At 72.1% G+C, this 12783-nt stretch carries 11 protein-coding genes; 7 read left to right on the top strand and 4 right to left on the bottom strand.

Annotated elements, in window-relative coordinates; translation table 11 throughout:
• The first annotated feature begins 22 nt into the window (after positions 1 to 22).
• The 6 genes from BT341_RS38610 (at position 23) to BT341_RS38635 (ending at position 6566) form a co-directional block, all read left to right on the top strand.
• A complete protein-coding gene (locus BT341_RS38610; protein WP_072480925.1) occupies positions 23 to 1324 on the top strand; it encodes an ATP-grasp domain-containing protein in 1302 nt (433 codons plus the stop codon).
• Positions 1321 to 1671, top strand: coding sequence for an avidin-fold protein (locus tag BT341_RS38615; RefSeq protein ID WP_072480926.1), 351 nt, complete (start codon positions 1321 to 1323; stop codon positions 1669 to 1671). The genes BT341_RS38610 and BT341_RS38615 overlap by 4 nt, the downstream gene beginning before the upstream one ends.
• Positions 1668 to 3023 (top strand): FAD-binding oxidoreductase, encoded by a 1356-nt coding sequence (locus BT341_RS38620; protein WP_072480927.1) that lies wholly within the window; start codon positions 1668 to 1670, stop codon positions 3021 to 3023. The genes BT341_RS38615 and BT341_RS38620 overlap by 4 nt, the downstream gene beginning before the upstream one ends.
• A 53-nt stretch (positions 3024 to 3076) precedes the next feature.
• Complete coding sequence (locus tag BT341_RS38625; RefSeq protein WP_072480928.1) at positions 3077 to 3619, top strand: flavin reductase family protein; 543 nt, start codon at positions 3077 to 3079, stop codon at positions 3617 to 3619.
• A 26-nt stretch (positions 3620 to 3645) separates the two neighbouring features.
• Positions 3646 to 4710, top strand: a complete 1065-nt coding sequence (locus tag BT341_RS38630; protein ID WP_218177817.1) for a radical SAM protein — start codon at positions 3646 to 3648, stop codon at positions 4708 to 4710.
• Between the two features lie 227 nt (positions 4711 to 4937).
• Positions 4938 to 6566 (top strand): DUF2079 domain-containing protein, encoded by a 1629-nt coding sequence (locus BT341_RS38635; RefSeq protein WP_072480929.1) that lies wholly within the window; start codon positions 4938 to 4940, stop codon positions 6564 to 6566.
• Positions 6567 to 6715: 149 nt separating this feature from the next.
• Here BT341_RS38635 and BT341_RS38640 read toward each other — a convergent pair whose 3' ends face one another.
• Complete coding sequence (locus BT341_RS38640; protein WP_072480930.1) at positions 6716 to 6982, bottom strand: hypothetical protein; 267 nt, start codon at positions 6980 to 6982, stop codon at positions 6716 to 6718.
• Positions 6983 to 7013: 31 nt separating this feature from the next.
• Complete coding sequence (gene rlmN, locus BT341_RS38645; RefSeq protein ID WP_072480931.1) at positions 7014 to 8120, bottom strand: dual-specificity RNA methyltransferase RlmN; 1107 nt, start codon at positions 8118 to 8120, stop codon at positions 7014 to 7016.
• 257 nt (positions 8121 to 8377) lie between these two features.
• Between rlmN and BT341_RS38650 the strand changes: the two genes are divergently transcribed.
• The gene (locus tag BT341_RS38650) at positions 8378 to 9817 is read left to right on the top strand and encodes a non-reducing end alpha-L-arabinofuranosidase family hydrolase (protein WP_072480932.1); all 1440 of its coding nucleotides are present in this window, start codon (positions 8378 to 8380) and stop codon (positions 9815 to 9817) included.
• Between the two features lie 63 nt (positions 9818 to 9880).
• Here BT341_RS38650 and BT341_RS38655 read toward each other — a convergent pair whose 3' ends face one another.
• Together BT341_RS38655 and BT341_RS38660 are read right to left on the bottom strand one after the other, a co-directional pair.
• Positions 9881 to 12190, bottom strand: a complete 2310-nt coding sequence (locus BT341_RS38655; RefSeq protein ID WP_218177818.1) for a transketolase-like TK C-terminal-containing protein — start codon at positions 12188 to 12190, stop codon at positions 9881 to 9883.
• Between the two features lie 107 nt (positions 12191 to 12297).
• A complete protein-coding gene (locus BT341_RS38660; RefSeq protein WP_072480933.1) occupies positions 12298 to 12783 on the bottom strand; it encodes an Lrp/AsnC family transcriptional regulator in 486 nt (161 codons plus the stop codon).

Here is a 12783-nt window from a genome sequence, read left to right on the forward strand (position 1 = left end):
ACTCGACCGGAGGACGACCTTCATGACCACGAACAACCCGGGCGCGCTGCTCGTCATCGGCAGCGGCCTGAAGCTCTACCGCGAATACATCGTCCGCACCGTTTCCGCCCGCGCCCGCGAGGCGGGGCTGAAGCTGGTGCTCGTCAACAACCTGAAGCCCACCTGGCAGAACGCGTACTTCGACGACATCACCGTCGTCAACGTCTTCGATCACGCCCTGCTCGCCGAAACCGCCCGTGAGCTGGCCACCCGCTACACCGTCACCGGCGTGCTCTGCTGGGACGAGCCGCTGGTCATGCCGGCGGCCGAGCTGGCCGCCGAGTTCGGCGTGCCGGGCCTGAGCATCCCGGGCGTGCACGGTTGCCGCGACAAGCACAGCTGCCGCACCCGCCTGACCGCGGCCGGGCTGCCGCAGCCGGGCTTCGAGCTCGTGCCCGACCTGGCCGGGGCGCGCGAGGCCGCGGCCCGCATCGGGTACCCGGTGATCGTCAAGCCACGTGCCCTCGGCGCCAGCATGGGCGTCTCGCTGGCCGCCGACGAACAGGCGCTCGAGTCGGCCTACCGGGTCGCCCACGAAGCCAGCCTGGTCGGCGACGAGCCCTACCGCGGCGGCGCGCTCATCGAAGGGTTCGCCGACGGCCCGGAGATCAGCATCGACGGCGCCGTCTACAAGGGCGAGTACCTGCCGATGTTCGTCGCCCGCAAGAGCACGGGCATGCCGCCGTTCTTCGAGGAGACCGGCCACGTCGTGGACGCCGCCGATCCGCTGCTGCGCGACGAGGAGCTGCTGGGCGTGCTCACCCGCGCCCACCAGGTGCTGCGCATCGAGAACGGCATCACCCACACCGAGGTCCGGCTGACCGCGCGCGGTCCGGTGATCATCGAGGTGAACGGCCGCCTCGGCGGCGACCTGATTCCCTTCCTCGGCAAGACGGCCACCGGCATCGACCCGGGCGGCGTGCTGTTCGACGTCGCCACCGGGCAGCGCCCGGACGTCTCGCACACGCGCGCCGGGACGGCCGGGATCCGCTTCGGCTATCCCGCGCACGACTGCGTGCTGCACTCGGTCACCGTGCCCGAGGAGACACCCGGTCTGGTCCTCGCCTCGCCCATGGCCGAGCCCGGGACCACGCTGCGGCTCCCGCCGGGCGGCTACATCGCCCGCCACTCACTGGTCGTCTGCGAAGGACCCGACCCGGACACGGTCGCGCGTCGGCTCGCGCACGCGGCTTCGCTCGTGAAGGTCGAAGCCGAAGAGGTCGAGCCGCCGCCGGCGGGCACGACGCTGGAGATGCCCGCCGGCCTGCTGGACGTGGACGAATGAGCATCGACTACGACGGCCGCCGGTTCCGCAAGCTCGGCGGCGGCGACGGCACGTGCGCCGAGTACCACCAGCGCGGCGACCTGGTCTGGGCGGTCTTCGAGGGCGGCCGCGTCCGGCGCGGCACGATCACCGGCACGTGCGACGCGGCCGGCGTGCTGCGCCTGGCCTACACGATGGTGCTCGACACCGGCGAGGTCATCGCCGGGCACAGCACCAACAGCCCGCAGCGCCACGGTGGGACGCTGGTGCTGCGCGAGGTCTGGGAACGCTACGGCGAGCACGCCGAGACCGGCGTCTCCTACCTGGAAGAGATCCCGGCCGCCGTTCCCGCGGGAGTGGCGCGATGACCGCGTGGCGGACGCTGGCCGGTCTGGTGGACGGCGACCTCCGGCTTCCCGGCGACCGCGGCTTCGACGAAGCTTCCGCACCGGTGAACCGGCGGTTCGCCGCCACCCGTCCGGCGGCGGTCCTCTCGGCCGCCCACGACGCCGACGTCGCGAAGGCGGTGGCGTGGGCACGCGCGGAATCGGTGCCCCTGGTCGCGCGCGGCGGCGGGCACAGCTACGCCGGCCACTCGTCGGGCACCGGACTGGTGCTCGACCTGCGGCGGCTCTCGGGGATTCACATCGACTGCGACACCGGTCGCGTCACCGTCGGCGGCGGGACGCCGATGGCGGCCTTGTACGCCGGGCTCCGGCCGTGGGACCTCACGTTTCCGCTCGGCAACTCCGACACCGTCGGCATCGGCGGGCTGACCCTCGGCGGTGGCGTCACGACCATCTCACGGGCATTCGGCCTCACCTGCGACTCGCTGGTGTCGACGGAGGTGGTGCTCGCCGACGGCACCACCGTGACGGCCTCGGCGGCCGAGCACCCGGACCTGTTCTGGGCCTGCCGCGGCGGCGGTGGCGGCACCTTCGGCGTGAACACCCGGTTCACGTTCCAGGCGCGGCCGGCCCCGGCCGGCTCGACCTGCCTGCTGCTCTGGTCGTGGCCGCACGCGGTCGAGGTGCTCGCCACGATGCAGGAGATCATGCTGACCGCGCCGGAGCGGTTCTCCGCCCGCATCGGCATCGCCCGCTCGGCCGGCGACGACGGCGTCGTCTCGGTGGTCGGCCACCACCTCGGACCGGCCGAAGAGCTGCGCGAGCTGCTCGCACCGGTCGTCGCCGCGGCGGCTCCGGACCGTGCGGACATCGAGGACCGCGACTTCTGGGAAGCGGCGCGGTACCTGCACCACAGCAGCGCGGGCGGGGCGTTCGCGGCCCGCACCCGGTGCACGCCGCACGCGATCGGCGACACCGGGCTGGAGGTGCTGGTCCGCGCGGTCGAGAAATGGCCGGGCAGCAGCAACACCGACGGCGCCGGGGCCGCCCTGTTCGCCTGGGGCGGGGCGATCCACCGCGTCCCGGTGCCGGACACCGCGTTCCCGCACCGGGACACGAAGTTCCTGCTCAGCCTGGACACGTCGTGGACCGAGCGGGACACGCCCGCCACCGTGCGGGCGAACCTGGACTGGCTGCACGCGCTGCACGCGGAGACCGGGGAGTTCGCACCCGACGCGTCGTACGTCAACTTCGCCGATCCGGACCTCGAGGACTGGCAGGGTGCCTACTACGGGCCCAACGCCGCCCGGCTCACCGAGGTCAAGCGCCGGTACGACCCCGACCGGTTCTTCCGCTTCCCGCAGGCCCTGTGACCACCGGCCGGCCCGCCCCGGCGGGCCGGCCCCTTCACCCCAGGAGCGCCGAAATGCCACCCGACCTGCGGGGCGCCATGCGCACGTTCGCCACCGGGGTGTGCGTCGCCAGCACATACCGCGACACACCCGAAGGGCGCCGCCACGACGCTGTGACCGTCAACTCGCTAAGTTCGATCTCCCTCGACCCGCCGCTGGTGTCGCTGTGCTTCCGCCGGAGCTCGGCGTTCCTGGCCGACCTGCTGGCCGGCGGCCGGTGGGTGGTGTCGATCCTGCCCGCCGGCGCCCGCGAGCTGGCGGCCCGCCTGGCCGGCCCCCGCGAGCGGCGGGCCGAGCACGTCGCGGCGATGCGCGCCCGGCCCGGCGACCGGACCGGGGCCCTGGTCCTCGACGACGCGACCTGGCTCGAGTGCGAGCTGCGGGAGCAGTTCGCACTCGGCGACCACACCCTGGTCGTCGGCGAAGTGCTGGCCACCGGCCAGGACCCGGGCAGCCCGGCGCTGGTGTTCGTGCACGGCCGCTACCACGACGTCTCCCGAGCCCCGGCCGCGACGCTCGACCTGTCCGGGCCCGGACACTGGGGAGAGGCGGTGTAGCTTGGCGGCCGAGACGAGGGGGATCCTTGACGAGCACCGAAGACGGCAACGCCATGCGCTGGAGCGGCCAGCGCACCGACCGCGTCGACGACGGCGCCCTGCCGGGGCTCGCGCGGCTGAGCGGGTTCGTCCGCAGCGTCCGGACGCCGGAGTTCCGCGGGGTCACGTTCCACGAGGTGCTCGCGAAGAGCGCGTTGAACCACGTGCCGGCGGACGCGCGCATGCTTGCCGGCGAGTACACGATCAACCCGTACCGCGGCTGCACGCACGCGTGCCAGTACTGCTTCGCGCGCCCGACGCATACGCGTCTCGGCCTCGACGTCGCCGGCGACTTCGACAACGAGATCATCGTGAAGACGAACATCGCCGAGGTGCTGCGCAGTGAACTGGCGCGCAAGCGGAAGCTGCCGCCGCGCGTCGCGTTCGGCACGAACACCGATGTCTACCAGCGCGCGGAGGGCCGGTACGAGCTGATGCCGGGGATCATCGACGCGCTCACCGCCTACCGGGTGCCGTTCTCGGTCCTGACGAAGGGCCCGCTGATCCGCCGCGACCTCGACCGGCTGGCCAAGGCTTCGCGGACCATGACCGTGCACCTGGGCGTGTCGCTCTCGATCCTGGACGAAGGGCTCCAGCAGTCGGTCGAGTTCGGCACGGCGACGACGTCGGCCCGGCTGGCCACGGTCCGCGCCATCCGCGACGCTGGCCTGGACTGCACGGTGTTCCTCTCTCCGATCCTGCCCCGGCTCACCGATTCCGACGAGAAGCTGCGGGAGCTGGTCGCCGCGGTGGCCGCGGCGGGCGCGACCGCGGTCCTGTTCCACCCGCTCTACCTGTCGAGCGGGGTGAAGGACGTGTTCTTCACCTGGTTGCGCCGAGCGCATCCGGAACTGGTCGGGGACTACACGACGCTGTACTCGTCGGGCTCGGAGACCCTGCGCCCCTACCGCCACGAGCTGAGCGACCGGATTCGCGCGATCATCGCCCACCACGGGTTCCCGGAGCCGGACGAGTCGATCGAGGACCGCTTCGCCCTCAACGGTCGCCGTACCGCTCCCGCACCCGAGCCACCGCAGCCGACGCTGTTCTGAGGCCGGACGCACCGCCCGCCGCCTCGTCCGGCATGGGACCGGTCCCGGCGAAGCTCGCACGTCGAACCTCGGGACGGCCACCGGTGGCTTCCGAGCTGCCCGTTGTAGTCGTGGACGTCGCGCAGGCCGCCTTGCGGCAAGGCCACCGACACCGGCTCCGGCGATCGGCCCGGATACGATCCCTGCCGGTCGTGGTCGTCGCCGGACCGCGTTTCGACAGGAGAGCCATGACGCAACCAGCGCTCGCCGACGCCCCCGCAGCGGATGTGACCGCCCCGGTCCGCCGCATCGCCGGCCGCGGCCTGCCGGGCGCCGTCGGGTGGTGGCTGTTCGCGGCCGTCCCGTTCGCGCTGGCGCTGCTGGCCGCCGTCCGCGCGCCGCGGATGCACGTGCTGCTCGACTACTGGCACGTCTTCGCGAAGATCACCGACGACAGCGGGCGGCTGCTGCTGAGCCAGGTCTTCACCTACCACCTGGACCAGCCGTTCGTCGTGCCGTCACTGCTGTTCTACGCCGACGCGGCGTGGTTCGGCGGCGACAACCGCGTGCTGACCGTCCTGACCGTCGTCCTGCTGGCGGTGGCGGCGTCGGCGCTGCGGACGATGCTGCCGCGGCACCTGTCCCCGGCGAAGCGCGGGGCGCTGACCGCCGTCGTCGCATGGCTGCTGTTCACGTCGCACGCCGCTGAGCTGTGGTCGCAGGGCACGAACGGGATCAGCTGGGTGCCCGCGGTCGCGTGCTGCGCGATCGCCGTCGCGTGTGCGCACCACGGTCGCCCGCTCGGCGCGTACGGGGCCGCCGTGCTCGGCTGTCTCTGCTTCGGGGCCGCGTTGCCGATCTGGTTCGTGATCGCCTTCATCGCGTGGGTGCGCAAAGAGTCCCGGTTCCGCATCCTGTTCCCCGCGGCGGCCGGGGTGGCCGTCCTGCTCGCCTGGTGGCTGACGAAGCCCGCGGGAACGCAGTCCGGCGCGACGGCCGCCTTCGACCCGGACGGACGCCTGTCCGTCATCGCGGCCGCGGCCGGTGGCCTGTGGTCGGTCGACGTCGCGGTCCTCGCGGTGGTCGCGGGCGGCGTGACGATTGCCCTGCTCGCCCTGCTGCTGCGTCGCACGATCACCGACCGGCCCTCACCCGCGTCGGGCTGGGCGGGTTTGGCCTGCTACGCGCTGGCGCTCGCCGTGATGCTCGCACTCGGCCGGACCACGGCCGATGTCCCGGGCGGCAACGTCGGTCTCATCAGCCGGTACGTCCTGGTCGCGGCACTGGCGACGATCGCGGTGACGGTCTTGGCCACCGTGCACCGTCCACAGTGGCCCATCCGGTACGTGGCGACCGGCGTCATCGCACTGTCGCTGGTGACGCACGCGATCGGCGGCGGCAAGGCGGACGAAGTGCGTCGCAGCTACGCACCACTGGCCCTGGCGGCGATCGCGCTGCGAGCCGACGCCCCGGCGGCCCTGGAGGCACTGCACATCCAGCGAGCCGCGGCGCCGGCGGCCCGGGCGTTGCGGGCCTACCCGTTCACCGACGACTTCACGCTGGGCTGCCACGGCCCCGAGCTGGGCAGCCGCCTCGACGTGGCAAGGGTCCAGCCGACGTCAGCGGGACGACTGGACACCCCGGTGACGAACACCGGCGCGATCATCGCGGGCTGGGCGGCCACCCGGCCGGACTGCATCGTCGTCACGGACGAGCAGGGAACGGTGACGGGCGGCGGCATCACGGGCCTGCCGCTGACGCCCGGCCAGACGACGGCCACCCCCGGAGCGACGGCCTGGCAGGCGACGACAGGCCCGGCAAACGGCCACGTGAGGGTGTTCGCCGTCCGGGGCGGACAGCTCTACCGAATCGGCTGAACCCCACCATCCGCGGGAACCCTGCGTCGGTCAGTCACGGTCGCAGGCGCGGTCTCGGTGCCCGCGTAACCGGCTAGCACAGCTCAGGCAGGCGAACGCTGTGGCGGAAGTCGACGATGCGCCTCGCTGCCGACGCCTTCAGCCGCTCCTCAGCGGTCCAGCCACGGCGCGAGCAGCTTCTCCAGCTCGGCGTCCGACAGAGCCCGCGGCCCACCATGGAATTCGTGCCACCGCGCGGCATCGCACGCCGCCGTGTACTCGACCTCGAACGCCCGCATCAGCACGTACATGAACGTCACCGAGCTGAAGCGGTCGCCCAGCAGTGTCCGCGCCTTTCGGGCGACCTCGGTCGCGCCGCCGGAATCCGCCAGCTTCAACGATTCCGCGGCCGGGTCCAGCAGGCTGGGGGCGTACATCACGACAAACTCTCCAACGTAGAAACGAACATCAGCCTTCGGCGGCCAGCTGGCCGCACGCCGCCGCGATTTCCTGGCCGCGGGTGTCCCGGACCGTGCACGCCACGCCGCCCGCGTTCACCAGGCGCACGAACTCGCGCTCCACCGGCTTCGGGGACGCGTCCCACTTCGATCCCGGTGTCGGGTTCAACGGGATCACGTTGACATGCACCAGCTGCCCCAGGTGCTTGCGCAGCCGCTTCGCCAGCAGCTCCGCCCGCCACGGCTGGTCGTTGATGTCCCGGATCAACGCGTACTCGATCGAGACCCGGCGGCCCGACGTGTCCGCGTAGTACCGGGCCGCCGACAGCACCTCGTCCACCGACCAGCGGTTGTTCACCGGGACCAGCGTGTCCCGCAGCTCGTCGTCCGGCGTGTGCAGCGACACCGCCAGCCGGACCTGCATCTTCTCGTCCGCCAGCTTGCGGATCGCCGGCGCCAGCCCCACCGTCGACACCGTCACCGACCGCTGCCCGATGCCCAGGCCACCCGGCGCGGGATCCGTGATCCGGCGCACCGCCGCCACCACCCGCTTGTAGTTGGCCAGCGGCTCGCCCATGCCCATGAAGACGATGTTCGACAGCCGCCCGGGACCGCCCGCCATGGTGCCGTCGCGCATCACCGCCGCCGCGGCGCGGACCTGGTCCACGATCTCCGCCGTCGACAGGTTGCGGTCCAGGCCGCCCTGGCCCGTCGCGCAGAACGGGCACGCCATGCCGCAGCCCGCCTGGCTCGAGATGCACAGCGTCGCGCGGTCCGGGTAGCGCATCAGGACGCTCTCCAGCAGCGTGCCGTCGTGGGCGCGCCACAGCGTCTTGCGCGTCGCGCCGTCGTCGCACGCCAGGGCGCGGACCTCGGTGAGCAGCGTCGGCATCAGCGACTCGACCAGCCGCGCGCGCGACGCCGCCGGGATGTCGGTCATTTCCGCCGGGTCCACCGTCAGGCGCGAGAAGTAGTGGTTCGACAGCTGCTTCGCGCGGAACGGCTTCTCCCCCAGCTCGGCCACGGCTTCCGCGCGCTCGGCCACCGAGAGGTCGGCGAGGTGACGCGGCGGCAGGCCACGCTTGGGGGCGTCGAAGACGAGCGGGAGGGCAGTCATAACCGGACCAGTCTCCCACGCGGCCGCCGGCGCCGCCTCGGCAGCCCTCACCGGGTGTAGGCCAGGTCACGACCTCATGTAACTTACATCGTCTTTTAGTCCCTTGTGGACACTCGACAACCGCCGTGAGGTGGTCGATCCGCAACGGCCCGGCATCCGGACCGGCAGCGTGGATTGACATCCCGTCACCCGGAAGCTCACTCTGGCGCGACGCATGTTAGCGATAACAACGGGCGCGGGCCTGGAGAAAGGTCGTCATGGACAGAGTAAGCACCAGATCCCTGCTCGCGCTGCTCGCCGCCGCGGCGACGGTGGCGTCCGTGGTGACGCTGGGAGCCGGCACGGCACAGGCCGACGTCACCGGCGCACTGCGCGGCGTCGGCTCCGGCCGGTGCCTGGACGTCCCGAACGGCAACCAGGCCGACGGCACGTCCCTGCAGATCTACGACTGCTCCGGCGGCGCGAACCAGCAGTGGACGGCGACCTCGAGCGGCCAGCTGACGGTGTTCGGCGGCAAGTGCCTCGACGTCCCCGGCAGCGCGACGACCGCCGGCACCCGGGTGCAGATCTGGACCTGCCACGGCGGGGCCAACCAGCAGTGGCGGGTGAACGCCGACGGCACGGTGGTCGGCGTGCAGTCCGGGCTCTGCCTGGACGTCACCGGCGCCGGCACGGCCAACGGCACCGCGGTGGAGATCTGGACGTGCCACGGCGGCAGCAACCAGCAGTGGACGGGCCTGTCGGCCACGCCCCCGCCGACCACGACCACGACCACGACCGGCGGAAACAGCGGCTGCTCGCTTCCGTCCTCGTACCGCTGGTCGTCGACGGGTGCGCTGGCGACGCCGCAGCACGGGTGGGTCTCGCTCAAGGACTTCACCAACGTCGTCTACAACGGCAAGCACCTCGTCTACGCGTCGGACGTCTCCGGTTCGACGTACGGCTCGATGGCGTTCAGCCCGTTCACGAACTGGTCCGACATGGCCTCGGCCGGCCAGACCGGGATGAACCAGGCCGCGGTCGCGCCGACGCTGTTCTACTTCGCGCCGAAGAACATCTGGGTGCTGGCGTACCAGTGGGGTGCCTGGCCGTTCATCTACCGCACGTCGAGCGACCCCACCAACCCCAACGGCTGGTCGTCGCCGCAGCCGCTGTTCACGGGCAGCATCTCCGGGTCCGGCACCGGCCCGATCGACCAGACCCTGATCGGTGACGGCACGAACATGTACCTGTTCTTCGCCGGCGACAACGGCAAGATCTACCGCGCGAGCATGCCGATCGGGACCTTCCCGGGCAGCTTCGGCTCGAACTACACGACGGTCATGAGCGACACGCAGGCCAACCTGTTCGAGGCGGTCCAGGTCTACAAGGTCCAGGGCCAGAACCAGTACCTGATGATCGTCGAGGCGATGGGCGCGAACGGACGCTACTTCCGCTCGTTCACGGCCAGCAGCCTGAGCGGGTCGTGGACACCGCAGGCGGCCGGCGAAAGCAATCCCTTCGCGGGCAAGGCCAACAGCGGTGCCACCTGGACCAACGACATCAGCCACGGTGACCTGGTCCGCAGCAACCCCGACCAGACCATGACCATCGACCCGTGCAACCTGCAGTTCCTCTACCAGGGCAAGTCCCCCAGCGCCGGCGGCCCGTACGACCAGCTGCCGTGGCGGCCGGGCGTCCTGACGCTGCAGCGCTGACCGGAGCCGGTGCACGAGGAACCCCCGCGGCCGGGGTTCCTCGTGCACCGGCGGCTCCGTCAGTCAGGCCAGGACGTCCAGCGCCGCCCGGATGATCGAGTCGGTGTCGATGCCGTGGTAGCGGTACACGTCCTCGATCGAGCCCGACTGGCCGAACCGCGTCACGCCCAGCGCGACCGACGGCACCCGGTTGATCCCGGCGAGGAACGCCAGCGTGTGCGGGTGGCCGTCGAGCACCGTGACCAGCGGCCGCGCCCGCGAAGCCGGGAACACCTGGTCCAGGATCCACGGCTCGCCGCCGCCCCGGCCCGATCGGGCCTGGAGCGCCTCGAACACCAGGCCCGGGCTGGTCACGCAGACGACGTCGGCTGCCACACCCACCTGGGCCAGCCGCTCGGCGGCCGCCAGCGCGTCCGGCACGAGGGCGCCCATCGCCGCGAGCGTGACCGCCGGTTCGGCGGCGCGACGCAGCAGGTACGCCCCCGCCACGACCTGGCGGCGACGCCGTTCGCGCGCGGCCGGGTCGGCGGGCACGCCGGCGAGGGTCTGGTCGACCGGGCGCGTCGAGAGCCGGAAGTACGACGACGTGCCGCCCGGCTTGCCGAGCCGGCCGAGCGCCGCCAGCAGCGTCCACTCCGTGTCGATCGCGAACGCCGGTTCGTAGCTGACGCAGCCGGGTTGCTCGACGCCGATCGACGGCGTGGTGATCGACTGGTGCGCGCCGCCTTCCGGGGCGAGCGTGACCCCGGACGGCGTGCCGATCAGGATCGACTGCCCGCCCGCGTAGATGCCGAACGACCACGGCTCCAGCGCGCGCTCGACGAACGGGTCGTACATGACGCCGATCGGCAGCAGCGGCTCACCCCACCGGCTCCAGGTCGCCCCCAGCTCCCCGAGCAGCCCGACCAGGTTCGTCTCGGCGATGCCCAGCTCGACGTGCTGCCCGGTCGGCTTCTCCCGCCAGTGCACGATCGTCTCGGGGTCGTCTTCGAACCAGTCGCGGCGCTCGGTCGCCGACCAGACGCCGACCTTGTTGACCCAGCCGCCGAGGTTGGTCGTCGAGCTGACGTCCGGGCTGACCGTCACGACGCGCTTCGCCGCTTCGGGCGCTTCGCGGGTCAGGTCGAGCAGGACACGGCCCAGCGCCGCCTGCGTCGTCGCGGTTCCGGACGGCGTGCGTCCGATGTCGACCGGCAACTCGACTGAAGGCAGCGAAGGCACGTCCGGACGGCGAAGGCGCGAAGCCGCTTGAGCGCACAACTCCGCTTCACGCGACCCCGGTGCGAAGCGCTCCCACGGCGAAGCGAGATCAGTGCCGAGAGAAGCCGCCAGCTCCTCCATCTGCGAGACGGTCAGCAGCGACGAGTGGTTCTGCGGGTGTCCCTGCGTCGGCAGGCCACGGCCCTTGACGGTGTAGCAGAAGATCACCGTCGGCCGGTCGTCCGAAATGGCCGCGAAGACCTCGTCGAGCGAGCCGAGGTCGTGGCCGCCGAGGTTGCGGATGGCCGCCAGCAGCGTCTCGTCGTCCAGCGAAGCGACCAACGAAGCCAGCGCCGCGTTGCCCGCCGGCAGCCGGTCACGCACCTGCGCGGCGTCGCAGCGCAGCAGCCGCTGGTACTCCGGGTTCGGCATCGCGTCGATCCGCGCCCGCAGCTCGGCGCCACCCGGACGGGTGAACAGTTCCTCCAGCAGGCGCCCGTACTTCAGCGTCAGGACCTGCCAGCCGGCCGCGTCGAACATGCCCTGCAGCCGCCCGGCCGCGATGTTCGGCACGACCCGGTCGAGCGACTGGCGGTTGAGGTCGACGATCCAGACGATCTCGCCGAGTTCGGCGACGGCCGGGTCGAGGATGGCCTCCCAGATCGCGCCCTCGTCCAGCTCGGCGTCGCCGACCAGCGAGTACTGGCGGCCGGTGCCGGCCGCCGAGCCGCGCGTGGTCAGGTAGCGGCGGGCCAGCGCGCCCCAGATCGGCGCGGTGGCGCCGATGCCGACCGAGCCGGTCGAGTAGTCGACGGGATCGGGGTCCTTGGCGCGGCTCGGGTAGCTCTGCAGCCCGCCGAACTCGCGCAGCGTCGTCAGGTACTTCTCGTCCAGCTCGCCGAGCAGGTAGTTGATCGCGTGGAGCACCGGCGACGCGTGCGGCTTCACCGAGACGCGGTCCTCCGGGCGCAGGTGCCGGAACCACAGCGACGTCATGATCGACACCAGCGACGCGCACGACGCCTGGTGCCCGCCGACCTTCAGCCCGGACGGGTTGGCGCGGACCCGGTTCGCGTGGTGCACGATCGCGGTGGCGAGCCACAGCACCCGCCGTTCGATCGCGGCGAGCTCGTCGGAGCCGGTCGCCGGAGCGGTCACGGAAGCCTGAGTCATCGTCGACACCTTTCGGGCAGGAAGCGCACACCAGGACAGCACTGGTGCGCGGATCGCACAACCGATGCCGCCGAAAGTGCGCAGAATGCCCACCGCGGGCGGACGGCTCAGGCGTCCGGCTGCGCAGAATGCACGCGGTCCAGCAGGGGGGTCAGCCGGTACGGGACCAGCTCGCGCATGACGAGCGAGATGTTCGTCCGCTCGACGCCGGGCGAGGCGAGGATGTGCCCGGCGACGCGGTAGAGGTCGTCGGCGTCGACGGCGACGACCTGGACCATCAGGTCGCTCGCCCCGGTCAGCCCGCACACCTCGGTGACCTCCGGGATGGTGGCGAGCGCGTCGGCGATCTCGGCGAGGCGCCGCTGGTCGACTTGCGCGTTGACGAACGCCCGCAGCGGGTAGCCCAGCCGCGCGGGGTCGATCCGGCGCTCGAACGACCCGAGCACGCCGCGCCGCTCCAGGCGCACGAGCCGGGCCTGCACCGTGTTCCGGGACAGGCCCAGCCGCTCGGCCAGCGCCACGGCCGTGGACCGCGGGTCTTCGCCCAGCGCCCGCAGCAGGCGCGCGTCGATCTCGTCGATGGTTTCCGGCAC

It is taken from the genome of Amycolatopsis australiensis, from assembly GCF_900119165.1.
GTDB lineage: Bacteria > Actinomycetota > Actinomycetes > Mycobacteriales > Pseudonocardiaceae > Amycolatopsis > Amycolatopsis australiensis.

Bases quoted from the DNA above. Each gene is read 5' to 3' on its own strand.
- BT341_RS38610 (WP_072480925.1), top strand. From the start codon at position 23: ATGACCACGAACAACCCGGGCGCGCTGCTCGTCATCGGCAGCGGCCTG.
- BT341_RS38615 (WP_072480926.1), top strand. From the start codon at position 1,321: ATGAGCATCGACTACGACGGCCGCCGGTTCCGCAAGCTCGGCGGCGGC.
- BT341_RS38620 (WP_072480927.1), top strand. From the start codon at position 1,668: ATGACCGCGTGGCGGACGCTGGCCGGTCTGGTGGACGGCGACCTCCGG.
- BT341_RS38625 (WP_072480928.1), top strand. From the start codon at position 3,077: ATGCCACCCGACCTGCGGGGCGCCATGCGCACGTTCGCCACCGGGGTG.
- BT341_RS38635 (WP_072480929.1), top strand. From the start codon at position 4,938: ATGACGCAACCAGCGCTCGCCGACGCCCCCGCAGCGGATGTGACCGCC.
- BT341_RS38640 (WP_072480930.1), bottom strand. From the start codon at position 6,982: ATGTACGCCCCCAGCCTGCTGGACCCGGCCGCGGAATCGTTGAAGCTG.
- rlmN (WP_072480931.1), bottom strand. From the start codon at position 8,120: ATGACTGCCCTCCCGCTCGTCTTCGACGCCCCCAAGCGTGGCCTGCCG.
- BT341_RS38650 (WP_072480932.1), top strand. From the start codon at position 8,378: ATGGACAGAGTAAGCACCAGATCCCTGCTCGCGCTGCTCGCCGCCGCG.
- BT341_RS38655 (WP_218177818.1), bottom strand. From the start codon at position 12,190: ATGACTCAGGCTTCCGTGACCGCTCCGGCGACCGGCTCCGACGAGCTC.